Source organism: Sphingobacterium micropteri, from assembly GCF_014692515.1.
Lineage (GTDB): Bacteria > Bacteroidota > Bacteroidia > Sphingobacteriales > Sphingobacteriaceae > Sphingobacterium > Sphingobacterium micropteri.
This window is the reverse complement of record NZ_JACOIK010000014.1, coordinates 103,642-130,065: the sequence shown is the minus strand read 5'-3', so window position 1 is coordinate 130,065 and position 26,424 is coordinate 103,642. Positions and strand designations below refer to the sequence as shown.

The 26,424-nt window shown below is 41.7% G+C and carries 19 protein-coding genes; 17 read left to right on the top strand and 2 right to left on the bottom strand.

Features of this window, described 5'->3' with window-relative positions; all coding sequences use genetic code 11:
- Positions 1–140 precede the first annotated feature (140 nt).
- Both H8B06_RS18010 and H8B06_RS18005 read left to right on the top strand, forming a co-directional pair.
- A complete protein-coding gene (locus H8B06_RS18010) occupies positions 141–332 on the top strand; it encodes a hypothetical protein (protein WP_190995589.1) in 192 nt (63 codons plus the stop codon).
- Between the two features lie 55 nt (positions 333–387).
- Entirely contained in the window at positions 388–666 is a 279-nt protein-coding gene (locus H8B06_RS18005; protein WP_190995588.1) for a hypothetical protein, read from the top strand.
- 44 nt (positions 667–710) lie between these two features.
- Here H8B06_RS18005 and H8B06_RS18000 read toward each other — a convergent pair whose 3' ends face one another.
- Both H8B06_RS18000 and H8B06_RS17995 read right to left on the bottom strand, forming a co-directional pair.
- Positions 711–2,147, bottom strand: a complete 1,437-nt coding sequence (locus tag H8B06_RS18000) for a glycoside hydrolase family 28 protein (protein ID WP_223857764.1) — start codon at positions 2,145–2,147, stop codon at positions 711–713.
- A gap of 54 nt (positions 2,148–2,201) precedes the next feature.
- Positions 2,202–5,960 (bottom strand): hybrid sensor histidine kinase/response regulator transcription factor, encoded by a 3,759-nt coding sequence (locus tag H8B06_RS17995; protein WP_223857763.1) that lies wholly within the window; start codon positions 5,958–5,960, stop codon positions 2,202–2,204.
- 262 nt (positions 5,961–6,222) lie between these two features.
- On the opposite strand from H8B06_RS17995, the gene H8B06_RS17990 reads away from it, so the two are divergent.
- The 15 genes from H8B06_RS17990 (at position 6,223) to H8B06_RS17920 (ending at position 26,402) form a co-directional block, all read left to right on the top strand.
- Positions 6,223–7,287, top strand: coding sequence for a GntR family transcriptional regulator (locus H8B06_RS17990; protein WP_223857762.1), 1,065 nt, complete (start codon positions 6,223–6,225; stop codon positions 7,285–7,287).
- Between the two features lie 192 nt (positions 7,288–7,479).
- Positions 7,480–10,260: a glycoside hydrolase family 2 protein gene (locus tag H8B06_RS17985; protein WP_317170956.1), complete on the top strand. Its 2,781-nt coding sequence runs from the start codon at positions 7,480–7,482 to the stop codon at positions 10,258–10,260.
- A gap of 461 nt (positions 10,261–10,721) precedes the next feature.
- Positions 10,722–12,704, top strand: coding sequence for a hypothetical protein (locus tag H8B06_RS17980; protein WP_190995585.1), 1,983 nt, complete (start codon positions 10,722–10,724; stop codon positions 12,702–12,704).
- A gap of 2 nt (positions 12,705–12,706) precedes the next feature.
- Positions 12,707–14,443 carry an O-antigen ligase family protein gene (locus tag H8B06_RS17975; protein WP_190995584.1) on the top strand — a complete coding sequence of 579 codons (1,737 nt, stop codon included), beginning with the start codon at positions 12,707–12,709 and terminating at the stop codon, positions 14,441–14,443.
- 15 nt (positions 14,444–14,458) lie between these two features.
- On the top strand, positions 14,459–16,051 hold the full coding sequence (locus tag H8B06_RS17970; protein WP_190995583.1) for a hypothetical protein: 1,593 nt from the start codon (positions 14,459–14,461) through the stop codon (positions 16,049–16,051).
- 136 nt (positions 16,052–16,187) lie between these two features.
- Positions 16,188–16,550 (top strand): hypothetical protein, encoded by a 363-nt coding sequence (locus H8B06_RS17965; RefSeq protein WP_190995582.1) that lies wholly within the window; start codon positions 16,188–16,190, stop codon positions 16,548–16,550.
- A 167-nt stretch (positions 16,551–16,717) separates the two neighbouring features.
- A complete protein-coding gene (locus tag H8B06_RS17960; protein ID WP_190995581.1) occupies positions 16,718–17,122 on the top strand; it encodes a hypothetical protein in 405 nt (134 codons plus the stop codon).
- Between the two features lie 316 nt (positions 17,123–17,438).
- Positions 17,439–17,915: a hypothetical protein gene (locus H8B06_RS17955; RefSeq protein ID WP_190995580.1), complete on the top strand. Its 477-nt coding sequence runs from the start codon at positions 17,439–17,441 to the stop codon at positions 17,913–17,915.
- Between the two features lie 133 nt (positions 17,916–18,048).
- Positions 18,049–18,690: a hypothetical protein gene (locus tag H8B06_RS17950; protein WP_190995579.1), complete on the top strand. Its 642-nt coding sequence runs from the start codon at positions 18,049–18,051 to the stop codon at positions 18,688–18,690.
- Between the two features lie 69 nt (positions 18,691–18,759).
- Positions 18,760–20,091, top strand: a complete 1,332-nt coding sequence (locus H8B06_RS17945) for a rhamnogalacturonidase (protein WP_190995578.1) — start codon at positions 18,760–18,762, stop codon at positions 20,089–20,091.
- Between the two features lie 17 nt (positions 20,092–20,108).
- A complete protein-coding gene (locus H8B06_RS17940) occupies positions 20,109–21,989 on the top strand; it encodes a rhamnogalacturonan lyase (RefSeq protein WP_190995577.1) in 1,881 nt (626 codons plus the stop codon).
- 9 nt (positions 21,990–21,998) lie between these two features.
- Complete coding sequence (locus tag H8B06_RS17935) at positions 21,999–22,757, top strand: rhamnogalacturonan acetylesterase (protein WP_190995576.1); 759 nt, start codon at positions 21,999–22,001, stop codon at positions 22,755–22,757.
- Entirely contained in the window at positions 22,754–23,551 is a 798-nt protein-coding gene (locus H8B06_RS17930; protein ID WP_190995575.1) for a rhamnogalacturonan acetylesterase, read from the top strand. The genes H8B06_RS17935 and H8B06_RS17930 overlap by 4 nt, the downstream gene beginning before the upstream one ends.
- Before the next feature lie 44 nt (positions 23,552–23,595).
- Positions 23,596–25,212: an arylsulfatase gene (locus H8B06_RS17925; RefSeq protein ID WP_190995574.1), complete on the top strand. Its 1,617-nt coding sequence runs from the start codon at positions 23,596–23,598 to the stop codon at positions 25,210–25,212.
- 29 nt (positions 25,213–25,241) lie between these two features.
- Positions 25,242–26,402, top strand: a complete 1,161-nt coding sequence (locus H8B06_RS17920) for a glycoside hydrolase family 88/105 protein (protein ID WP_223857761.1) — start codon at positions 25,242–25,244, stop codon at positions 26,400–26,402.
- The last annotated feature ends 22 nt before the right edge of the window (positions 26,403–26,424 follow it).

Below are 26,424 nucleotides of genomic sequence, written 5' to 3'. Positions count from 1 at the left end.
CAAAAATTACATCGAAATGCTGTATGAAAGAATCATTGTGTAACTTTGCTTTAGCAAAAAATAGAATAACAGTAAATATTATCAAGAACTAACCGATAAAGCTGTCAAGTTTTTTTAGGAAGGTACACCTCTTTACTTGGTTGAGGGATCTCTTTACGACATCGAGGGGCATCAATACCAGCAAGAGGGACGGATATATAAACAAGTCGGACTTCTCTGTTGATATGTCCTCCGTGTTGGAGGTTATGCAGGGCATCGACGCGGCATCGAAGGACGGCAATACGACGTTTCCGTTGCTCGACACGTTGCATTCGTACGGGATCATCATATAGAGGGGGCGATAGTTTACGAAGAGGGACTGGTATAACGTATAGACGGATAGATATAGTGTACAGAAGGAGATCTTGTCGGGGAAGACAGACAGCGAGAGATGTAAGACGTCTCTCAGCGCTTCCTCGATGGCCGGTTAATGCGCATATCGGTGCCACGGCAAGCTTGCGAGGGGCGGCGTCAGACCAAATACCTACGGCATCACGTTCAAGAGGTACGGCAAAACGACGGGAAAGCGTGCCACTCGGGCGCTTTCCCGTTTACAGCCAGCGGCGGCAAATCGCTTTATCAGCTCATCGTTTGACTTTCCTCACACTCTCCTGCAATGCCCGTTGAAGATCTGCGTCGGTGTAAAAATGTCGGGAGCCGATTTGTAGCGGCTATAACGCTACATTTTCTGTATGCTCTTTTGCTATCGTCGAACCATCTTTGCTTATAAGGTTGAAATCTTGTATATCCCAGTTTTTACTGTAACGGATTTTGCCAGCTTCTTTGGCTTCGATAGATACACGCTGCAGCGTGATACCTTCTACCCAAGAGGAAGGAAGCCCCTCTACGTTGATGGCTCTGCTGGCTCCCTTGATATGTACATTACGCATTGTGATGTCCCGAAAAGTTGGGATACCCCGCTCAGCAGGTTCCACTGGTTGTAACAACTTTTTCCAATGTGTAGGGATTTTTTCATAATCATATCCTTCCGGCAGTGTAGAATAGCTGTAAGTCGGGTTCCAGTTCATGTTTATCTGCAAGGCAACGCCTACACTGTCCATTTTGACATTTTCCAGTACGATATGTTCTACCGTCCCGCCACGGGTTATCGCGGACTTGATATTCAGACAGTTTTTTGTACCGGAACCTTGGATATTGGAGGCATAGACATGGCGGATACTGCCAGAGGTTTCGCTACCCAAGGTGAGTAATCCACCTCCACGGCGGGCAAAGCAATCCCGAATAACAATGTATTCAGCCGGTCTGTTGACGCGTAAACCGTCAGCATCACGACCCGCTTTGATACAAAAATTGTCATCATTACAATCAATATCCGTGTTCTGAACCAAAATCCAGGACGATGAGTCAATATCGATGCCATCCGTACTTGGTCCATGTCCCTCCACGTTGTTATTGATCGTTAAACCATCCACAGTGACATAGGAGGAATATAAAATCTGTACCGTCCAAAAGCCCGCTTGTTGTATTTCCAGATCTTTTAAGGTTATATTTTTTGCATCTGATACGAGGATGGTACGTGGACGGCGTGCGTCGTAATCTACAATCCAGCGTAAACCTTTCGGTTCGTATTCTTCTGTTCTCATCCGCCAATATTGATCCCAAAAGGGTTTTCCCTGTGCATGAATGAGTCCTTTCCCACTAATAGCGGCATTCTCCTGATTTCGTATATTAATTAACGCTGCTGGCCATTCCATTTCAATACCAGCTACACGTGTATCAATTACCTTATAATCGTCGATGTTTTGGCTTCCTAGTAAGGTAACACCACTGTCTATACACAGGTGGACATTACTTTTTACAAATATAGAACCGGTAAGATAAGCGCCTGACTGAAAGCGAACGAGACCGCCCCCTTCTTTGGCACAGGCATCGATAGCCGATTGAATAGCATTTGTGTTTAATGTTATGCCGTCGTTTTTAGCCCCATAATCGTTAACGATAAATTCTTTGATTTTTGTTGGTTGTGACTGCGCGCCGACTTTGGTGCGCCAGTCTTCCGTAAGGGGTTTTTCTCGGCAACAAACTCGTGAAAGAGAAAAGCAGATAGCCAAAAAGGATAAAAAAATAAGATGCGCAGGTTTCATCATAACGATATACAATAAGTTGACTTCGCAATTTATGGGATTATTTGTGTAAAGGCGTTATGTGCTGTCCTGCGATACATCAGACGAAGATGTTTGGTATTGTTTGGCATACGCACTAGGTGAACATCCGATTTTTGTTTTAAACGTTTTTCGGAAATACTCCGGATCATTGAACCCGACCATATACGCGACTTCATTGATTTGAAATTTATTGTCTTGAAGGAGCTGTTGCGCACGTTTTAAGCGAATCTCTTTGACTAAATCATTCATCGTATAACCTGTCAACGCTTTCATTTTTCGATAAAGTTGGGCTCGGCTAAGTCCGATTGCGCGACACACGTCTTCGATTTTTAAATCAGAGTCTTGTATATGTTTATCGATATAAGCCAATACTTTTTGTAATAAGACTTCGTCAGGCGATTGTGGGGTTATTTTTGTAGGTTCGATAGCAATAACCTGCTGTTTAAACTTTTCCTGTATATGGAAACGGGTTAGGAGCTGATTTCGTACTTTTAGTGCGAGTACAGGCAAATAGAAAGGTTTAACCATATAGTCGTCTGCTCCAGTTTCTAGCCCCTCTAACTCATACTCAACCCAGGTCCGTGCAGTCAGTAGAATAACGGGTATGTGACGGAGCAATACATCCGATTTTACTTGACGGGTAAAAGATATACCGTCGATTTTGGGCATCATTACATCACTGATAATCAAATCAGGTACATGTTTTCGTGCTAGTGTTAATCCTTGTTCACCATTTGACGCTTCGAATATATGGTAGCTACTGCGGAAGAATTGAGCCAGATAGCTCCGCATTTGATCGTTGTCCTCTACTAAAAGCAGGGTGCACTGTCGTGGAAGCGAAGGGAGCTCTTCGGGGATCTCGGCAGGTGAGACATTTGTCGACGAAACAGGGGCATCTTGTAGCGCTTCCGACTCTTCGTAAGTTTCTGCGACGTGCTGATTTGGTGTCTGCGGTAACACCATACGAAATATGGTCAGCTTATTCCGTTTCGTATTCGTACGGCTTTCCACTGTCAGTTTTCCGCCGTGCATTTCGATAAGTGTTTTGCTATAACTCAGGCCAAGGCCGGTACCACCCGGTACGGTAGATTTACCTTGTAGAAAAGGTTTGAAAATACGATCCAGATCTTCTGGCGAAATACCTTTTCCACTGTCGATGACGTCTATGTGTAAATGTGCTTCCTGTTGCTGGATGCGAACTTTGATCATACCGCCACTATCTGTGAATTTAAGCGCATTCGACAATAGATTGTACAAGACCTTTTCTATTTTGTCTGCATCTAATGCCACATAAATGGCCGGTTTCGATGATGCGAGTTTGAGGTGGATCTTCTTTTGGCGAGCTTGTTGCGTAAAAGAATCAACAACCTGTTGTATTAGGGAGATTAATTCCGTTTGCTCGATATGGAGTTCTTCGTTTCCCGTCTCAAAACGTCGTATATCTAACAATTGATTTACGGTTTTTAAAAGATGTTGGCCATTGTTTTCCATCGTTTTAAGCTGTTCTTGTATCCGTAAATCTTGTCCTCCCCACGTTTTTAACTGTTGTATAGGCGAGAGGATTAAGGTAAGTGGTGTTTTTATCTCATGAGAAATATTGGTAAAAAACTGAACCTTACTTTCGTGGAGCTCTCGCTCTTTTTCATGTAGAATAGCTTCGTAATTAAGCTTTGATTTGAGCTTGGTATAGCGCGTTATGTAATAATAGAATGCGTATAATAACAGCAGAAAAATAAGCGTATACAGACTATAAGCTCCCTGACTCGCCCAAAAAGCAGGAGCTACAGAGATCGACAGTTCGGTGGGTACAGTCGCCCATATCCCGTCGCTATTAGCGGCTTTTACTTTAAACGTATAATTGCCAGGAGCAAGATTAGAGTAACTGGCTACTCGTTTGCTGGCATCTCCGTAGATCCAGTCTTTGTCAAAACCTTCTAACATATAGGCATATTGATTACCTGCGGGATTGACGAAATGCAGGGCAGCAAACTCTATACTGATGCTTTTATCTTCATGGGTAAGTGCTATCGAAGAACTTAGATACAGTGGACGCTGCAACACGACCCGATTATTAATCTCCTGATTTACCTCTACGGGTTGGTTGAGAATACGAAGTTCAGTCAGGACAACTTTAGGAGGCGTATTATTGGTGCGGATACTATCCGGGCAAAAATAGTTTATTCCTTTATTTCCTCCAAAATAAAGGCGATTCGCGCGGATACTGCGATAAACGGCTCCGTCTGCAAATTCGTTACTTTGTAGACCGTCTTGTTTCGAAAAGGTGCGGATGTCTAGCGTTTGTTTGTTTATCCGTGAAATGCCCTGTTTATGACTAGCCCAAAGAAAGCCATTATCATCTTCTGTAATACCGGCAATGGTGCCCTTAGGCCAGAGGTCGCCAAGCTGAGAAAGTTGTTTTACCCGATTTGTCTGCGGGTCGTAACAATCCAGGCCATTCCCCGTTCCGATCCATACCCGATTTTCACGATCTTCAAAGATACTATATATCCGGTTGTCACTGATAGCCGTAGCAGTTGGATTGCCATGATGTAAGGTCCCGAGAAGAGCCAGCTGACCGTCATCGGTTTCGTTAAAGACAAAGACGCCCCCGCCTTCGGTGCCCGCCCAGATTTGTCCTTTACGATCGATGAAGATAGTCCATACATGTTGTTGCGTCAGCATATTACTTAGATCAAAGGTTTCTATGCTTTGGCGATTACGATCAAATTTAGAGATACCATTCCAAGTCGCTAACCAAATATCACCATCAACATCTTCTGCCATTCCATACACACCGGTGTTTAATATGGTGGAATCACTGATGCGTTCGATACGCCCGATATGTGGGTTGTAACGATCTAAACCGTTCTGGCTTCCAATCCACGTATAACCCTCTGTATCACAATAAACTTTTTTAATATAGTTATTATGGATGGAATGCTTGCGTTGCGGATCATGTTGAAAATGTTGATATTCGCCATTTTTTTTGATAAGTGTTACCCCCTTACTCCGCGTGCCGACCCATAGATTTCCATCCTTGTCTTCGGAAATAGAACGGACAATATTCTCGGCTAGGGAATTAGGGCGGTCTGGATAATGGTAAATATAATGGAAAGGGCTGGCGTCGAGATAGGCACGATTAATACCGTTACTGTATGTTCCGAGCCAGATAACATGTTGATCGTCCAGAAAGAGATCACTGACATACGCATCGTTTATGGACCAGGGATTTGCCGCATCGACGGAATAGGTTTTTTGTTTTCCCGACGGAAGATGTGTTTCCACCAAGGTGGTGGACAGATTATCGAGGTGCCATCGTGTTTGTTCATAGCTAACACTCACTTGAAGGCGATGATTACGTCGGTTTATTTTATCTTTAAGCTCCGGTGGACAATCTGCTATAGCGAGGCGGTCAAAATCATCTGTTTCATAGTTGTACCGACATAGCGTTTGTTCGTCAAATGTAGATATCCATAAATCGCCCTTGTTGTCGGCAAGGATATTATGTATACGGCTGTTTATTAAACTTCTAGGGTTTTGTGCGTCATACCGATAAACACGCATGTTATAACCATCATATCGGCAAAGTCCAGACCAGGTTCCAAACCACATAAAACCATATTTGTCTTTTGCGATACCGTGTATGGTACTTTGGGGCAACGCCTTTTCGGATGTAATATGATCAAATTTGAGCTGCAGGAATTGACCACGGGCAGGTAATCCTATACTCGTTAAGAGTACAAACAGCATGAGGTTGATCATCGTTTTTTTTTCGGTTAGCATTGCTCCTAGCATAATCATCTAAAGTACAAAAAAAGCTTCATAATGCTATCCCGCTCCATCCTGATAAATAAAATCATGATCGTCTCCTTGATGAAAGTATAGGTTAATAATTGCATATGAGACGTTTTTACCGGGAATTTGAGCATTTTTTACGGGTTACGGTTTGTTGTTCGGAATAGCTTTGTAAAACGCTGATCACTCTATATAAACAACGAATTCAATATCATGGAGATAAAATAATAAGATTTGTTAACCAACCTTAAATTATAGTAACATGGAAACATTATATATTTCTTCTCGCGCACGCGGTACCATAAATGCCGCACTCATTAAGATGATTAAGATCAACGACTTTTCTGCGACCCCTAAATACGTGCAGGTAGCCGACGCGATTGTGGAGGCCATCAAGCAAAAGGTAGTCGAAATTGGTGATGCACTTCCATCTATTAATGATTTAAGTTATCAACTGCAAATTGCACGAGATACGGTGGAGAAAGGATACCGTAAATTACGTCAGGAAGAGATTATTAAATCTTCTCCGGGAAAGGGATATTTTGTTGCTAAAGAGCAATCTTTTCGCTTGCGGACAGCGGTGTTTCTAAACAAATTAAGCGCACATAAGAAGATTGTTTACGATGCATTAGCAGCCAAGCTCGGCAATGAAGCTTCCATAGATCTCTTTGTATACAATAGTGATATTGCCCAGCTACGTACGCTATTGCAAAACCTATCGCAGCCGTATGATTATTATGTGGTCTTTCCCTACTTTAAGGAGGGGAGAGAAAAAGCGGCAGAAGTACTGTCTGTTATCCCAACTGACAAGCTGTTGTTGTTGGGACGTGATGTGGATGGCGTCCATGGAGATTTTCCGATTGTATGTGAAAACCATGAGAAAGATATCTACGAAGCATTGGAGTCTATCCGGGAACCACTCTCCAAATACAGTATGCTTAAATTGGTTTTTCCGGATAATAGCGACTATCCAAAAACCATTATCAAGGGTTTCTATAAATTTTGCCAGGAATATGCTTTTGATCATCTGTTGGTTGGCGATCTGAATGAAGAACCTATAGAAAAAGAAACCTGTTATATTAACCTGGCGGAAGACGACTTATTCCGTCTGTTGGATAAAGTGAGTGTAAAAGGGTTAGAAATTGGACGAGACATCGGTGTTATTTCGTACAACGAAACTCCGCTTAAAAAATTTATATTAAACGGTATCACAACCATTTCTACAGATTTCCGTCTGATGGGCGAATATGCAGCTACCAGTATTCTAGACGGATTAAAAAGTCGTTTAGAAGTACCTTTTTATACTGTTTTGCGTGCCTCGGTATAAGCGAGTGTACATCGCTTATACCGCGAATTGACAGGACGCCGCAGGATGCAAAACCGTATTTTGTTTTGTAGTTTAGCCCTGCTTTTAAAAACAATGAACAAACCTATGTTTTTACATAAAATAAACATATATATCATTTGTATACTTCTTCTGTGCATTGTCCTGCCTGGTTACGCGCAGGTTGCAAAAGAAGTGCAATATTTATCGGGTACTGATAACGAGCACACCGTGGCGTGGGATTTTTGGATCACCGGAGGGAGGAAAGCAGGGGAGTGGTCAAAAATTGCCGTACCTAGTCATTGGGAACAACAGGGCTTTGGATCCTATAATTATGGTCGCGACTATGTGACCTACGGTAAGAATTTTCGTTTTCATGAAGAAAAAGGTATTTATCGGCATGCATTTAAGGTTCCTGCAGATTGGAAAGACAAAAAGATTTCTATCGTCTTCGAAGGGTCGATGACGGATACCGAGGTGAAGATTAATGGAGAATTGGCTGGCGATATCCATCAGGGTTCTTTCTATCGGTTTACGTATGATATTACAGACAAGGTTCATTTCGGCAGGGAGAATACACTGGAGGCAACGGTCTCAAAAATGTCGAAAGACAATACGGTGAATAATGCGGAACGCTTGGCCGACTATTGGATTTTTGGCGGGATATACCGACCCGTATATTTGGAAGCTACGCCTAAAGCCCATATTGCATGGACAGCTATTGATGCAAAAGCCGATGGTTCGTTTAAGAGCAATGTTTATCTAGAGAATATTCAAGAAAATTCAGCCTTACGTGTAGATTTGAAGGATAGAGAAGGAAGTGTTGTCGCAACGACACGTGTCAAGTTACAAGCGTCTGATTCGGTGAGACTAGTATCCTTAGCTGTAAAGAACCCCAACTTATGGACAGCAGAGACGCCTCATCTATATCATGCCGTTTTTACGTTAGAAAATGACCGCGTGGAAAACTATCAAACAACAGAACGTTTCGGGTTTCGTACGGTTGAGGTACGCCAGGGAGATGGGATATATGTGAACGGTGTGAAAGTGAAAATGAAAGGCGTAAACCGCCATGTGTGGTGGCCTGAAACAGGTCGTTCCGTAAACCCAAGATTAGATTTGAACGATGTGAAGCTTATCAAAGAGATGAATATGAATGCCGTTCGTTGTTCACACTATCCGCCCGACAAATCGTTTCTAGATTACTGCGACTCCTTAGGTCTATATGTGCTGGATGAACTTGCTGGTTGGCAAAAAGCATACGGAACACCCGTCGGAAAGAAATTAGTAAAAGAGATGGTCATACGTGATGTGAACCATCCGTCAATCATCCTATGGAGCAACGGTAACGAGGGCGGTCATAATAAAGAATTAGTAGACGAATACGCGAAATATGATTTATCCGCACGCACAGTGATTCATGCTCACCATCGGCCGGGAAATGCCATTAACGGTATAGACGGCAATCACTATGAAGATTATTATTCTACAAAAAAAATACTGGAAGGACCAAATATCTACATGACGACAGAATTCCTACATGCACAAGATGACGGTGGTGCAGCGGCCGGATTAGCCGATATTTGGGAATTGCATTGGGAGGCTAAACTTGGAGGGGGAGGTTTTATATGGAACTTTGCAGACGAAGGCATCGTACGGACAGACTTTAATGGCACTATCGATGTCAATCGGGTAAATGCACCTGACGGCATTTTAGGGCCATATCGTCAAAAGGAGGGGAGTTTCTTTGCGATAAAAGAGATTTTCTCTCCAGTTCATATCAAGCTGAAAAAGCTGCCGGCTGATTTTGATGGAAACATCGAGGTCGAAAATCGTTATCATCATACGGACCTTTCCGCCTGTTCGTTTGCCTATAAGCTGGTTCGCTATCAACTACCCTATGCAGATGCTACGGGGATACGGACAGAAAAAGAATACGGCCTGAGCGCGCCGGCGATAAAGCCGACCGAAAAGGGAATCTTAAAGCTTCAACTGCCGGACGACTGGAAAGTTTATGACGCATTATTGTTAACAGCCACTGATCCTCATGGCGAAGAAATATATACCTGGTCTTGGCGGGTTCGGGATAATGCGGCTATTACGAAGGATATCTTACCTGTCAAGACGGCGACTACGGTAGAGCTGACAGAGGATAGTGTACACTATATGTTGAAAGCCAATGGTATTACTGCCTTTATAGCAAAGGAAACAGGTTTGTTGGCTGATTTAGCAAATGATTATAGTATGAAGCTCGCTTTCCGAGATGGACCGCTTTTGATTGACGGAGAATACACCCTGAAGGATGTAAAGACGAATTCGGTAGGCGAAAATAAGACCGTGGAGTTTACCTTTGACGGTCAGTTGGGTTATATCCGCTGGACCATGCGACCTGATGGGTGGCTAAAATTAGATTATAGCTATGAGATGCAAGGAAAGCGTCCGTATGCTGGCGTAAGTTTTAATTTTCCGGAAAATTATATCATCACGGCAAAATGGTTGGGTAACGGACCGTATCGTGTTTGGAAAAACCGACTACAAGGCGTTACCCTAAATACTTGGGAAAATATGTATAACGACTCCAGAGCAGGGATTGGCCCTTGGGAATTTCCCGAGTTCAAAGGGTATTTTTCCGATGTAAGCTGGGTACAGTTTAATACGACACAAGGTAAGTTTCTTGTTGCTACGGAGCAAGATGATATGTATTTACGTTTATTTGATTTTTATGGTATTTCCGGACCACGGCACTATCCGAGGCTCCCAGAAGGTGATATTTCTTTTTTAGATGCTATCCCGGCAATTGGGACTAAATTGGCCATGGGAATTAATAATAGACCGGAAGTTAACGGTCCGACAGGTGAAATGACAGTCTTAGATCAACCCATATCCCGCACGCTCTATTTCTATTTCGGTATACCGCGAGGGGAAAAAGAAAACACACAATTTGTGATGCCTAAAGAGAATATCTTGACCGATTAGAGATGATTTAGGCACCATCATAAGAGACTCTTTTAGTTTTAGTTTAGTTTTAGTTTAGTTAAGTTTAGCTTGGTTGGCCAACGGTGATCGTTGGTCGACCTTTTTTATGCGTTAGCAATAGTGAGCAGGATACCGCAGGTTGCCGAAATTAATTTATAGTTTTATTTTTAAATAAATTGTAAACTATAAAGTCATAACCGACCGATACGGTATATTTTACTATTAACTCATCCAATACCAAGATGATAAACCAAAATATAAAACATGCGGCTGTAAGAGTAATGCTATGCTTAACACTGGGAATATGTGTTTTGTTCTTGTCATGAGGGAGATACCCTACGGATGTAGAGGAAGCATTAAAGCTTGCCGGAGAAAATCGTCTAGAATTAGAGTCTGTACTTGATCATTACCGTTTTCAAAATAAGCAGAAATACAGAGCGGCTTGCTTCTTAATTGCGAATATGCCTTATCATAGGAGTAAACAGCACGTCAAACTACCTAAAGCATATAATGACTTTTTTGCTCTTCTCGATTCCACGTATCAATATATGTTTGATGGTATGACCAGTGATTCTATCCTGAAGATAACACCCAAAATATATGATTCGGTCAGGACAGAAATCGGATACGTATTTCAAAAGATGGAAAAGCCAGCTTTTGCCGAAAATAGCATCAGTGACATTAAACTCATTTCTTCAGCATTTCTGACAGAACATATTGATCATGCTTTTATGACGTGGGAAGAAAGTCCATTACTGGTAAAAATGTCCTTTGAAGATTTCAAGGAGTTTGTTTTACCTTATAGAACGACTAATGAGGAGTTACTGACTAACCGGTCAGCCTTAAAAAGACAATGGAATTCAATTCTGACATATGATGGTCTGGAGGATATTAGAAAACCGCTAAACCGCTATAAAGCATTTATTGGGAAATGTCGTTGGTTAAATAAGTATACAAAACCAGAAAGCCATGCGGCCATATATGATCTAATTTTTCCAAAGTTCAGTATGAATTGTCACAGTCTGACGAATTGGAGCGTGAATATATTGAGATCCTGTGGCGTACCGGTAGTCTACGAGTATACTCCTCAATGGAAGGATCGTAACAGTCGACATTTTTGGGGTGTTTCTCCGGACTCTTCGGGTATATGGCAGCCTTATACAACACCGGATAATAATCTACGGGAGAATTTGGAAAGCGATATTATACAAGCCAGTAAAGTATATCGTAGAACTTTTGGAGTTAATAAAAATACACCCTATTTCCTAACGTCCTCCTCATTAGAGTTTGTGCCGAAGGAACTATCGTCTCCGCTATTGAACGATCAAACTTGGCGATACCACAAGACCATAACATTAAGGATGCCTTTCCCGGAGAATGAAGAGAATAAAGTCGCGTATTTATGCTTATTTCAAGGAGAAGAACTGCACCCCGTGGCTTGGGGAAAAGTTGATAAGCAAAAACAGGAAGCAGTTTTTGAGCAGGTTCCACTAAATACCGTATTTGTGCCAGTGTACTATAATGAAGACGAATCGTGTATTATTTTTTCTTCTCCTTTTGTTATTCGGGATCGTAGTACGGTAAATGCATTCGCAGAACCTTTAACGAAAAATAAGCAAGAAAAAATATATGAATTTGTATTAGGGCAAGAAAATGACTTTGAACAAATAAGCAAAAAGAATGACGACCTAAAATTGGAATATATCAAACTAAGCCCGTTGACGCAGTCCCATGAGGAGATGACTGTTACTCGTAAATATCCAGAAAAACTACATTTGAAGCAGATGCAACAAGCTTTAAAGAATAGCTATTTTGTAGGTATTGAAGGCAAGCGTAAAGATACATTGACTTTTCTAGATACTGCACCTATCCCTTATTGGCAGGAGGTTGCATTGTATAACGATAAGCCCTATCGCTATTACCGGTTTTATACCCATGACGGTGGACCGATTCATATAGCAGAAATGGAGTTTTTAGGTCAACCTAAGGTTGGAGTTTCATATAAAGAGCCGTCCCCTCTACCGATTTTTGTGCCTCAAGATACAAATAGGGTAGATCAAAGGAATTTATATCATATTATTGGAGAGCCACAAGCCATAGGTTCTTATCCTCACTATGTCTATGATGGCGATATTGCAACCGTTGGTGGAAGCTCCAGAACCGGGATGGATTTTGGCAGGCCGGTGGTAATAACACATGTCAGGTTTGTGCCGCGAACTGCCGATAACGGTATAGTGCCCGACGACGAGTACCGTTTGTATTATTTTGATGGGGGAGATTGGAAGGCTCACGAAACCAAGAAAGCAAAATTTAACTTTATTAGTTTTAAGGACGTACCGTCGGGAACGGTTTATTGGCTCAGAAATTTGTCCAATGGAAGGGAAGAGCTACCCTTTCTATATGAAAACGGACAGCAGAAATTTATTCATACTATAGACCAATAAAAATGGAACGTATCAAACCAATTATATACCTGATTATTGGTGTCGGAATTCCTGTTTTAGCTTATCTGTTGGTAGGATATCACCATGTTCCAATAGATGGATCTCTTTTTACGGGAATCCTGTTTGCCACTATTCTTGGAATTATTGTTCTTTTTGTTCGGTGGGGAAATCGATTTTATATAAGTTGGTTTGACTATATAGTAGGAGTCATTTTTGTTTATTTAGCAAGTAGGGGTTTGTTTGGAGGCACTTATCTATCCAGTTTATTTTGGGTATCCTTACTCTTGCTGTTTGTCTCGATTAGAGCATTAAATCCGGTTATCCATATACGGCTATTTTTCTATACAGGTTTGATGGGTTTGTGTCTTTTAGCCTTACAGGGTTATCTGCAATATTTCGGTGTTTTGCCGTCAAACAATACCTTTTTTGATATTACGGGCCCATTCCATAATCCAGCACTTTTTGGCGGTTTTATGAGTATTTTATTTGTTTCAATAGTTGCTTTTTTCTTTTTGGATAGACACAATAGAGGGAGAAAAGGTGCTTTAATGGCTTGTTTAAGTTGTTTTCCTTTAATTATAACAATTGATTCCAGAGCGGCGTTATTGGCTTTAATAGCCAGCACAGGATATATCCTATTTCGCGGCTCAAGTTGGTGCGTAAAAAAGAAAGAGAAATCTAAAAGATTGATGTTGATAACGCTTATTCTTATCCTTGTTCCTATACTTAGTTGGCAGTATTTTAAAAGAACGGAATCCGTACAAGGCAGGATGTTGATCTGGAAAGTATCTTGGGATATGATAAAAGAAAAGCCCGTTTGGGGTTGGGGAAGCAACGGCTTTTCAGCAAACTACATGCATTATCAAGCAATGTATTTGCAAAATTGGGGGATAGCTAGCGAAAAAAGACTTGCGGGGAACAATTATTTAGTATTTAATGAACCTATCCGCATAGCAGTGGCTTATGGTGCGGTAGGCCTGTGTTTTTACCTTGGCGGGATCTATTATTTGCTTTTTCGATTCCGACCGCGTCAAAAACTTGGCATTACGTTAAAAGTAGCGATATTGGCCTATATCGTGCAGGGCCTATTTGCTTACCCTACGGCAAACTACGCAATTCTGCTGTGGATGGCTATATTGTTTGCCCTAGCTGTGCGCGAGCTGGCACGAAAGAACCATTGTATAAAGCTGTCTATACAAAGGAAAGGATTAGGTCGTGTTTTCTTACTTATAGCTATTTGCTTTATAACGATTGGAATTTTTGATCAGTGGCGCAGCCATCGATTATTTGTACAGGTCTGGCAGAATAGACGTCATTATTCTGCGGATCAGCACCTTGGATTTCTGCAATCGTTGCAGACTCCTCTTCAGCAGAATGCCAGATATTTGGCATATTATGCCCAAACATTGTTTAAAAACAATCAATATGCGGAATGTATTGCCGTTTTACAGAAATGGGTAAACATTAAACCTGTTAATGAGGCCTATATCCTATGGGGAGATTGCCTTTATGCGCTTAGCAGCTTTCATAAAGCCGAACAGATGTATATCTATGCAAATGCTATGGTTCCTTCCCGGCAGCGGACAAGGGTACGCTTGGCGATCCTGTATAAGAATATGGGTAAATGGGAAGAGGGACGATCGTTAGCCAGACAAGTGCTGGAAGAAGACGTGAAGATTTACAGTTTTGAAACTTATGAGCTACACCAACAATTAAGAGACGCATTTAATATATATTAACAAATAAATCAAAAAATGAAGAGAACCCCACAAAAACAAAGGCACCGATGGCTACAGCTCATCGGAATCGTTATCTTGCTGGCATACGCCTGTAACCGGCATGATTTCCTTCCTTACACAGAGCGCATAGACGATCAGGACGAACTAAATCTAAAAGTTGATGAAGCTCAGCGATGGTATAATACCGTCGAGCAGCCTGTCTTCGAATTTAAAACCGGACCAGATGCTTCTGCTAAACAACAGCGGGCTAGCGGTCAAGCTAGTAAGAAAAAAGGTATATTATCTATGCCGAATTGGGAGCGTGCAAAAGAGAGAAAACAAGGGCGTTATGCGATAGTGGAAATGCCTATTAAAACCAAAGGAAAAGTACTTTTCCTAGATGCAGAGACCAAGGAACGGATGAATCGGGAATCGGATAGGAAAGCTGTTCGTAATTCGGCGAGACTGATTATCCAAAAAGATATGGAAACAGGCGAAATGCGTTCCTTTATATCTGTATTTGTGGGTACCTATGATTATCTGAAAAGAACAGATAGGATACACAAGAACAGCTATTTCAAACGGGATAAAGACTTTGAGGGTGATGTGAAATTCTATAATCTGGATGGCTCCTTAATCAATGGATGGCGCTATCGGGAGGGGAAAATCGTTGCTCGGATAACGCCTGCCGAAGAACCGGTGATGACTACCTTCTCATCTACTACCGGAGGTTGGAATTCTTGCAGTACCGTCCCCGTATGGGTAGAGGTGGAGGGCTGTGAACAAGATACCCACTCGGAATGGGATGAGGAATGGGGAGAGGATGTGATTAATGTAGATATGGACTGTGAACCAAAATGGGAATTGCAGTATCAACAAGTGTGTGACGATGATACAGGAAGTCCGGGTGAGCAGACAGATCCTCCTGGTAATGGCAATGGTTCTAGCAGTGGTAACGGTTCTGGGTCCGGTTCCGGCTCCGGCTCGGGTTCCGGCTCTGGTACAAATCCGGGGTATGTTGATCCAATTCCAACGAATCCTAACCCTGGTGGAGGTACGCAGCAATCGTATAAAGTTGGGGATAGGAGTCCTGCATCGACTCCTTGGCGGGATAAACTGAAAACAACTGATGATTTTTATGAACATCTCCCAGAGCCAGATTTGATGTATTTATATGATGATGAAGGTGAACTAATTTTTGATGAAAACGGAGAGAAAATTCCAAATCCGGCATTTTATAATTGTCATTATTATGCATTTGGTGAAAATTCAGATCCATCATCTTATGATCTTCCTCATACAAAATTTATTTATTATCCTGACCTTTCTAATTACGATGCATTAACACCAAGTGATAACGTGCAAGTAGGGGATAGAGTTGGCTATTATATTTGGACATCTCCTAGTCAAGATTGGCGAGACGCTATACAACATTCAGCCATTGTGACAGAGATTGATTTAGATGGATATGCCACAAAAGTGGAGAGTAAAATGGGAGTTTATGGCGTTATACAGCATCATCCGAGAGATATTCCAGAATCTTATGGACCAGTGCATCCTTCAGTCACGTTCACAGGAAATGGAACGGTGACAACGAAATATTATAGAATATACTATAGACATAAATAGATTTTTTAACTTTAAAAAAAGAATAATCATGAAAAAGATGGGAATAACACTTTTGAAATGTTTTTTCTTGTGCTTATTATGTACAGTTACTGTAGCACAAGAGGTATCAGAAAGAGTTGAAATAAAAAAGCAACTTATGTATTTATTAGACTATGCGGTGAAGTACGATAAATATGCCCAACTGTCGGATAAGTACGAACAGCAAAAAAATGAGGCTAAAAAACAGTACGTTGATATGGTGAACCAAATAAAACGTGGGCCTAACCGCGAAAAATTTGTAAATTTTTTGAATAAGGCAATTGGAGTAGATTCTGTCCAATACAAAGACAAAAAAGGCTATAGTTATACCTACAATCATAGTCTGCATAATCCCCGAATTAGCAAAATGCCAACCTTATTAGAATATTACAAAGTCGTAAAGTACTCCCTTTTTGATATGGATAAGGATGAACTATTGCCTCCCAAGGATATACCTTTTCTTCGGTATAAGGAATGGTGAAAATAGGAACGGGGTTTTTATAGCCTCGTTCTTCCACTTGAAAAGTATCTATTTTCTCATTTGTCGAAATGATTGAAGTTTATGAAAAATATTATTTTTATTATAACTATCCTTATTTTTAGTCAACCATCGGCAATATTTGCTCAGGAAAAAGAGAAAGTATTGGTGTGGATGCAGAGTTTAATTGGTTGCTACATTATAAGCGTAGTTATGAAGAGTACAAAGGAAAGGCTGAAAAGTACAAGCATTACGAGAATAAACGGGATTCGATGTACACCCTGTATCGGGATCAAATCGAAATTATCCGGAATGCTCCCGATAAATACTTGTCACATATCAACGGTGCGATCGCACAGAACAAAGTGGAGTACGACGGCCCCCCACGTATCAGATATAGTTATTCTGCCCCTTCCATGCCATTTGATCTTACGTTGCATTCTATAGATAGGTTGGACCTATATAAGATCATTAAGAAGCACATTTTTGAGAGAAGGGATACCCTCTTACCGGAGAAGACAGAGGCTTACATAGAAGCTGGAGGGGATAGACCGGGATATAAAGTGACTTTTTGAACCGATTCTGCTTTATTTTACAATTGACCGTTATGCGGAGAGGGAATAACAAACGAGAAGTTTAGTAAGCCTTCCTTGTATGACATTGGGATCGCCATGGGCAACAACTTTGCCTGTGGCGATTCTGATGTTGTTTTTTTCTTGATTGGTACAGGGAGTTACAGCCAAATAAAAGACGTGATAGCTGGTAAGATACCACTTAGTACCCTTGGTTCAGATTGTGATGACTAAAAGAATAAATTGTATTTCTTGATAGACCGTTATGTCGAAAAAGAACAGTAGGTATGATGCTGAAATTTAAAAAAAAAGAATAATCATGAAAATACTTGAAAAAATTTTACTTTTTACATTGGGATTGGTTCTATGTATAGGAATTGGTATGGCTCAGCATAACTCTAATCAAGAGGAACGAACGATTAGAGTTATGCTTGGTAAACTTCGTGAATCTAGTGTAGAGTACGATAAATATGCACAGCTGTCAGATAAGTATGCACAGCAAACAAATGAGGCTAAACAACAGTACGTGAATATGGTAAACCAAATAAAACGTGGGCCTAACCGCGAAAAATTTGTAAATTTTTTGAATAAGGCAATTGGAGTAGATTCTGTCCAATACAAAGACAAAAAAGGCTATAGTTATACCTACAATCATAGTCTGCATAATCCCCGAATTAGCAAAATGCCAACCTTATTAGAATATTACAAAGTCGTAAAGTACTCCCTTTTTGATATGGATAAGGATGAACTATTGCCTCCCAAGGATATACCTTTTCTTCGGTATAAGGAATGGTGAAAATAGGAACGAGGTTTTTATAGCCTCGTTTTTCTATTTGAGAAGTATCTATTTTTTCAATTATCGAAGTGATTGGAGTTTGTGAAAATATCATAGTTCGGTAGGATCCCACGAAGTGTGTGTAAACTACCAAATGGAAAAAGGGGTTGCTGCTGAAGTACAAGCGATCACGGGCGATCTGCATGTGGTTCCCCGTGATCTGCCGATGACTGCTGGTGTACCATTTGTGATCACTTCTGTTTTGCCTACGCCTGCCTGTAAACTGACGGTGGTTGTATCTTTTTTGACAATCTATGTTGGCGAACTTTCAACGGTTGTTGGTGAATTTTCCGTGTTCGTTCGTAATCCGTCAGTGATCGTTGATGTACCATCTGTGATCACTTTTGTTTTGCCTATGTCCGCCTGTAAACTGTCGATGATCATCTTTGTTTTAGCGGTGTTTGCTGGCACATATCCAGTGGTTATCGGAGAGTTATTCATGGCCGCTTGTCATTTGCTGGTGGCCGTTGGCATATCAGATGTGGCGATATTTATATTGTCGATAATTACGTTTGTTTTGCTAATGGTCATTGGTGTTTCAAATGTGATCACTTTTTTTTCAATAACAGTCACTTTTTTTCTGTATTTCCGTCCGGTTGGAGGTAACCATAACAAAGTTTTTACACATCGCTATCAAACCCTATATACAGGCTTTTTCTTTAGAAAAGCGACTTTAATTCACTTTTTTAGCGGTGCAAACAGGACACTACAGGTTGCCTGTGCTGCCAATTGTTAATAGTTTAGGGATTATAAATTGAAAGTTAAACGATAATAGAGCTAGCGAGCTGACCGAAAAAAAGAATATATGAAAAGCAGAATCTTCATAATTGCCGTGTTATTTGTAACACTGACTTCCATAAGCCTGGTAAAGGGGCAAGATCAATTTCCAGATGGAACGGCAGTCTCCGATTGGTTTAAAAAGGTGGAGCCGACCCGTATAGAAACACTAGGGAAATCCTATCGTATTACGGATTTTGGCGTTGTGCAAGATAGTACTGTCCTCCAAACGGAGAAGATTCAGGCTGTCATAGACAAGGCCTATGAAAGTGGAGGAGGGGTAATCATTATACCCAGAGGTACGTTTCTTAGTGGATCTTTATTTTTTAAGCCAAAAACCCATTTGCACTTAGAAGAGAGTGCAGTCTTAAAAGGAAGTGATGATATCAGCCATTTTAAACTATTGATGACACGTATAGAAGGAGAAACGGTTAAGTATTTTGCGGCGTTGGTCAATGCCGATAAAGTTGATGGTTTTACCGTGTCGGGCAAAGGGACGTTAGATGGAAACGGACTGCGGTACTGGAAAGCCTTTTGGCTTCGGAGAGGATTCAATCCGGACTGTACGAACAAAGATGAAATGCGTCCACGGGTCTTGTATGTATCGAACAGCAAAGATGTACAGGTTTCGGGGATACATTTAAAGAATTCTCCGTTCTGGACATCACATTATTACCGTTGTGAAAACTTAAAACTTGTTGATTTACATATCACCGCACCGGAGAAACCTGTTAAGGCGCCGAGTTCCGATGCGATTGATTTAGATGACTGCCATAATGTGTTGATTAAAAATTGCTATATGTCGGTGAACGACGATGCTATTGCGTTAAAAGGAGGCAAAGGACCGCAAGCCGACAAAGACCCTAATAATGGCCCGAATTATAATATTATTATTGAAGATTGTACGTTTGGATTCTGTCATAGTACCTTAACCTGTGGTAGTGAATCGATCCATAGCTACAACATTATTTATCGGAATAATACGCTAAATGGTGCGAAAAGAATGCTACAATTGAAGATGCGTCCGGATACCCCACAGGAATACGAACATATTCTTGTTGAAAATGTCAAGGGAACCGCTGATATCATGCTGTTTATCCGCCCTTGGACACAGTTTTTTAACCTGAAGGGAGAAGAAGGTATTAAACTTTCCTATGCGCGGAATATCGTCCTACGTAATATCGATTTGGAATGTAATGTATTGTTTGACGTCAGTAACTCCGATCAGTATCAGCTGTCCAATTTTACATTTGAAAACATGAATGTCAAAGCGAAAAGACCACATATCAATCAGGACTATATTGCGGATTTTACATTAAACAATGTCGTCGTGAACGGTAAAGAAATTGTTCAGAAATAAGCCAAAATAATAAAGATATGGTACGCACTACAACCCCACAGAACTTCTTGATAAACCTCCTGTTCGTCATATCTGCCGTGTTTCTGGCAACACCTCTTTCGGCCCAACGTTATATGGAATATTTAGACCGTGGATTGATTGCGGTTAAAACGGGCGATAATAGCGCATTTCTCAGTTGGCGTCTGCTCGCAACGGATGCGTATAATCTTCCTTTTCACCTTTATCGACAATACGGAGGAGAGGAAAAGGTGCGCCTTACCGATCAACCGTTGATGAAAGGAACAAACTTTGAAGATAAACAAGTCAATTTAACGAAAGACGTAACCTATACGTTGGTTAGTGTGCAAAACCAACAGGAAAACTTCGAAGCCGAGCTGAAACTGGCGAAGAATACACCTGTAAGGCAGTATTTGGAGATTCCACTACAAACCCCGGCAGGTTATACGCCAGGAGATGCATCTGTAGGGGATTTAGATGGCGATGGCGTATATGAAATTATCATACATCAAACGGGAAAGGGACATGACAATGCGCATAATGGTATCACGACCGATCCTATTTTTCAGGCATATAAACTTGATGGCACTTTTCTTTGGGAAATTAACCTCGGAAAAAATATTCGGGAGGGTGCCCACTACACACAATTTATGGTGTACGATTTGGATGGAGACGGATGTGCAGAGTTCGTATGTAAAACGGCAGACGGTACAAAAGACGGCCTCGGAAAGATAATAGGCGATGCCGATGCGGATTGGCGGGATACCGACAGCAACTCGTCTACCTATGGTCGTATTTTAGAGGGGCCAGAATACTTGACTGTTTTTGACGGACGTACAGGTGCGGCGGTCAGCACCGTGGATTATCTTCCGGAAAGAGGTGATCTTCGCAGTTGGGGAGATACTCGAGCGAATCGTTCAGAACGTTATCTGGCAGCGATTGCTTATTTAGATGGAACGAATCCTAGTCTTGTCATGACACGAGGTTATTATGAACGGACGACACTAGCCGCTTGGGATTTTAAAGATGGAAAATTAGTGAGCCGTTGGGTTTTTGATACGAAAACGGGTAAACATCCATATGCGGGACAAGGCTATCATAGTCTATCGGTGGCTGACGTAGACCAAGATGGAAAAGACGAAATTATATTCGGTGCGATGTGCATCGATGATGACGGTACTGGATTATATACAACAGGTTTAGGACATGGCGATGCATTGCATGTAACCGATTTAGATCCGGACCGTCCGGGCTTGGAGGCGTTTGGTATACATGAATTGAAAGGTGGACGTAAAGGTGTAGGAGCGGCACTTCGCGATGCAAGAACAGGGGAAGTGCTCTTTAAAGGAGCTATTGACCAAGATGTAGGAAGAGGAGTAGCAGCTAATATCGATCCCAATCACCGAGGAGCCTATATGTGGTGGTTAGGTTCAAAGGTTATGTATGATATGAAAGGAAATCCGGTGGGGCCTTCCCCTCGTTCAGCCAATTTTCTTATCTGGTGGGATGAGGATTTGAGCCGGGAGTTGTTGAACAGTAATTATATAGAGAAATATCAACAGGGTGTTATTTTTAGAGCCGAAGGAGCTTCCTCCATTAATGGATCAAAAAGCACCCCCAATCTGAGTGCAGATATCTTCGGTGACTGGCGGGAAGAGCTTGTCATTCGATCCGATGACAACCAGTCCCTACGGATATACACGACAACCATTCCAACGGAACACCGTCTGTACACATTGATGCATGATCCAGTATACCGTTTGAGTATCGCTTGGCAAAATGTAGCCTATAATCAACCTCCCCATACTGGTTTTTATCTCGGAACAGGAATGACCTTACCCGTTAAAACGCCGGACATACGTATCGTAAAACCAGATCGAGGTTTAAAAACAAATAAATAGGATAAGCAAATGATAAAACAATTGACGATCATCGTATTGGCGGTATGTCTTTTTTCTTTTGGAAAACAAGATCGACCGACGATTTATTTGATTGGAGATTCTACGGTAAGAAATAGTAATCAGGCGTATTGGGGTTGGGGATCGCTAATCGGCGAATTTTTGGATACGACACAAGTGGTTGTAGCCAATCATGCCATGGCGGGTCGAAGCACACGTACTTTCCGTAAAGAAGGGCGCTGGGATAAGGTGAAGGAAAATATGAAACCTGGTGATTACCTGTTGATTCAATTTGGACATAATGAGGGCAGTAAGCCGGATACAACCCGACAAGGCTATCGAGGTGTGTTAAGAGGAATCGGACAAGACTCCATTACGTTGGATTGGGGAAATGGGGAAAGAGAAATAGTACGCACCTATGGTGAAAATTTACGTCGTTTTGTACGGGAGGCGAAGCAGATAGGTGTCGCTCCGATATTGCTTTCGATGATTCCACGAAATCAATGGGATGAGCAGGGAAACGTGAAACGCGCGAATCAGGATTTCGGTCTATGGGCAAGACAGATTGCAGAAGAGGAACAGGTACCCTTTATCGATCTGAATGAAATTACCGCCAAAAAATACGATAAGATTGGACCCGAACAGGCGAAAGCGAAGTATTTTCCGGGAGACCATACCCACACTAATTATGAGGGAGCTATGGAGAATGCGGCTTCGGTGATAGAAGGTTTAAGAAATGTAGAACATCCATTGGTAAAATATATAAAATGACGAACAACAAAATTAGTATAACGTTATCTTTTATTTTATTGGTATGGGGCTTATGCTCTTTTATCGAGAAGAAAGACAAACCTACTCTTTTTCTTATCGGAGATTCTACGGTAAAAACTGGGCGAGGGGACGGTGGCAACGGACAATGGGGATGGGGCAGTTTTATCGCAGATTATTTTAATCTGCAACAGATCGATGTGCAGAATAAGGCATTAGGCGGAACGAGCAGCCGTACATTTTACAACAATCCGAAACTATGGCAACAGGTCTTGGACAGCATCCGGCCGGGAGACTACGTCATCATGCAGTTTGGCCATAATGATGCCAGTCCGATTGTAGACACCTCGCGTGCGCGTGGTACGATCAAAGGAAACGGCGACGATTATCAAGAGGTGAAAAACCCGCTACTACAACAGAAAGAAATAGTTTATAGTTATGGATACTATCTACGCTTATTTGTGAAAAATATTCGGGATAAAGGAGCTACAGCGATTGTCTGCTCACCTATTCCCCGCAATCGTTGGGAAGGAGATAAAGTAATCCGATCAGATTATGCCATATGGGCAAAAGAAGCCGCACAACAAGCCGATGCATTTTTCATCCCGTTGGAAGATTTGATTATAGCCGAATATGAAAAAAGCGGAAAAGCAGAAGTAGGCCGTTTATTTTTTGATCCAAAAGATCATACCCATACGTTGAAAGCTGGGGCAGAAGTGAACGCATCGTTAATAGCAGATTATTTGGGGAAAAATTCCGAAATAGGATTGAAAAAGTATTTGGTATCTCCTAATTAGTTTCTGGTAATTTTTGATTAGTTACGAATCACGAAAAACAGCGAATGAAAAAAATAAGCATCAGTCTGATTTGCGTTTTAGCACTATTCGACATCGTTGTGGCGCAGCAAGTTGCTGAGCGACCAAATATCGTCTTAATTCTGGCGGACGATATGGGCTATTCGGATTTAGGTTGTTTTGGATCCGAAATACAGACACCTTATCTGGATAGTATGGCGCAAGGCGGCGTTAAAATGACCAACTTTTACAATGCTTCACGTTGTTGTCCATCTCGGGCATCGTTGCTTACGGGGGTATATCCCCACCAAGCAGGGATCGGTGATATGATGAATACCCGGCCTTATCCGGCCTATCAGGGATACTTGAACCGCGAGACGGTTACACTCGCAGAAGTATTAGGAAGTGCTGGGTATGGTACGTATATGACAGGCAAGTGGCATGTAGGACAGGCACAGGAACACTGGCCACTACAGCGTGGTTTTGATCGGTTTTATGGTCTTATTGATGGTGCAAATAGTTATTTTGAGAACAGACCCTATCGGCCCAATCAAAAGCTGACCATTGCTTTGGATAACAAAGAAATAACACCGTCTCAAAACTATTATAGTACCGATGCCTATACCGATTATGCCATTTCGTTCGTAGAGGAGCACCTACAGGAGCGAAAAACAGATCCATTTTTCCTTTATATCGCCTATCAAGCACCACATTGGCCATTACATGCCAAACCGGAAGACATTGCACGCTATCAAGGGAAATATATGGATGGTTGGGAGGCTGTTCGTCAGCTACGATTTGAAAAGCAACAAACCTTAGGATTGTTTCCGTCGTCGACGGAGTTGTCCCCATTAGATACGAACATCGGCAATTGGAAGGATCTTTCCTGGGAAGAAAAAGTACATTGGGATGAACGTATGTCCGTGTATGCTGCGATGGTAGATGCCATCGATCAAAATGTCGGTAGGTTAGTAGAGCATCTACGTAAAAACGGTCAGTTGGAGAACACCATTTTCCTGTTCCTATCCGATAACGGCGCAAGTAACGAAACAATAACCAATCAAGGATTCACAGCAGAAATCAGAGCAGCCAATTTCTTTCCGGCGAGTCATCCCAAATCTTTTACGGCTTATGGGAGGGAAGGAGCTGTAGTCAGTAACACACCTTTTCGTAAGTTCAAACATTGGGAATTTGAAGGAGGAAATGCTACCGGTTTTATTGCCTATGGTCCCAACTATATTCCAACAGGTTTGCAGATTGATGAACCTGCGCATCTGATTGATATTATGCCTTCTTTAGTGGAATGGGCAAATGCTACTTACCCAACGGAATTTACTGGACACGCCATTCAGCCGATGGAGGGAAAAGCTTTGCAGACGATATGGAGCAAAGAGATAATAGAAGAAGATCGAGCGATTTGTTTTGAACACGAAGGAAATAAAGCCGTTCGGAAAGGGAAATGGAAGTTAGTGGCGGAATATCCGGAGAATATCTGGTATCTCTATGATCTTGTTGCAGATCGGACGGAGACTACCGACGTTAAGGAAAAATATCCGGAAATAGTAAAAGAGTTAACGGATATTTATGATACCTGGGCGGATCGTGTAGGTGTGATACCCTATCAGCAGCTGGATAAGAATAAGGGAAACGTACGATATCAATAAAAAATTACATGTATTTATGCAATAATAATATGACTAACGGAAAAAGAATTACCTATAGTATGCTTGTCGTAATGACTATTCTCTTGAGTGCTTGTGCTTCCAAAAAACAATTGACATCGAAACAGGACGAGAAACATGAGGTATTAGAAGTTTTACGGCGAACCAATAACTATTTTATGGATAAATGGCCGGATACGAAGAAACCTATTTATACGACACGCTGGCGTCCGAGTAATATATGGACGAGAGGTGTATATTACGAGGGGTTAATGGCGCTATATAAGATTGATCCGGATAAACGCTATTATGACTATGCGGTCGACTGGGGTAATAATCATGCATGGGGGTTGCGCAATGGTATAGAAACCCGTAATGGCGATGATCAAAATTGCGGTCAAACCTACTTGGATCTTTACGAAATAGATCCACAACCAGAGCGTATAGCGGATATTAAAGCGAATATCGATTTCGTCATCGCATCGGGAAAAGTAGATGATTGGACCTGGATAGACGCTATTCAGATGGCGATGCCAATATACGCGAAATTGGGTGTTATGTTTGACGACGAGCAGTATTTTGATTATATGTACAAAATGTATGTGCATTCGCGTGATGTTGAAGGAGGCGGTTTATATAATAGAGAAGATAAACTATGGTGGCGCGACAAAGATTTTGTTCCCCCTTATACGGAACCTAATGGAGAAGATTGTTATTGGTCGCGTGGAAACGGTTGGGTCGTGGCTGCATTAGTTCGGGTACTTGATCTCCTTCCGGAAAATCAACAACATCGTGCAGAATATGTACAGGACTTCAAGGATCTTATGCAGGGGGTGCTGGCTACGCAACGGGAAGATGGCTTCTGGAATGTTAGTATGCATGATCCCACTAATTTCGGCGGTCGAGAGACCAGTGGCACGGCTCTTTTTGTGTACGGTATGGCTTGGGGAATAAATCAAGGATTACTGGATGAGGAAATCTACCGACCTGCTATGGAGAAAGCATGGAAGGCCATGGTAAACGAAGCCGTACATCCTTCGGGTTTTTTAGGTTACCTGCAAGGAACAGGAAAAGAACCCAAAGACGGTCAGCCGGTGAGCTACGCGAGTGTGCCCGATTTTGAAGATTACGGATTGGGCTGTTTTTTGTTGGCTGGAACAGAGATATACCGTTTTTTGGAAACGAATAAATAATAATAAAAAGAATAAACCTTTA

Coding starts and splice junctions, on each gene's coding strand:
- H8B06_RS18000 (WP_223857764.1), bottom strand. CDS start 2,147: ATGATGAAACCTGCGCATCTTATTTTTTTATCCTTTTTGGCTATCTGC.
- H8B06_RS17995 (WP_223857763.1), bottom strand. CDS start 5,960: ATGCTAGGAGCAATGCTAACCGAAAAAAAAACGATGATCAACCTCATG.
- H8B06_RS17990 (WP_223857762.1), top strand. CDS start 6,223: ATGGAAACATTATATATTTCTTCTCGCGCACGCGGTACCATAAATGCC.
- H8B06_RS17980 (WP_190995585.1), top strand. CDS start 10,722: ATGCCTTATCATAGGAGTAAACAGCACGTCAAACTACCTAAAGCATAT.
- H8B06_RS17975 (WP_190995584.1), top strand. CDS start 12,707: ATGGAACGTATCAAACCAATTATATACCTGATTATTGGTGTCGGAATT.
- H8B06_RS17970 (WP_190995583.1), top strand. CDS start 14,459: ATGAAGAGAACCCCACAAAAACAAAGGCACCGATGGCTACAGCTCATC.
- H8B06_RS17965 (WP_190995582.1), top strand. CDS start 16,188: ATGTATTTATTAGACTATGCGGTGAAGTACGATAAATATGCCCAACTG.
- H8B06_RS17955 (WP_190995580.1), top strand. CDS start 17,439: ATGAAAATACTTGAAAAAATTTTACTTTTTACATTGGGATTGGTTCTA.
- H8B06_RS17950 (WP_190995579.1), top strand. CDS start 18,049: ATGGAAAAAGGGGTTGCTGCTGAAGTACAAGCGATCACGGGCGATCTG.
- H8B06_RS17945 (WP_190995578.1), top strand. CDS start 18,760: ATGAAAAGCAGAATCTTCATAATTGCCGTGTTATTTGTAACACTGACT.
- H8B06_RS17940 (WP_190995577.1), top strand. CDS start 20,109: ATGGTACGCACTACAACCCCACAGAACTTCTTGATAAACCTCCTGTTC.
- H8B06_RS17935 (WP_190995576.1), top strand. CDS start 21,999: ATGATAAAACAATTGACGATCATCGTATTGGCGGTATGTCTTTTTTCT.
- H8B06_RS17930 (WP_190995575.1), top strand. CDS start 22,754: ATGACGAACAACAAAATTAGTATAACGTTATCTTTTATTTTATTGGTA.
- H8B06_RS17925 (WP_190995574.1), top strand. CDS start 23,596: ATGAAAAAAATAAGCATCAGTCTGATTTGCGTTTTAGCACTATTCGAC.
- H8B06_RS17920 (WP_223857761.1), top strand. CDS start 25,242: ATGACTAACGGAAAAAGAATTACCTATAGTATGCTTGTCGTAATGACT.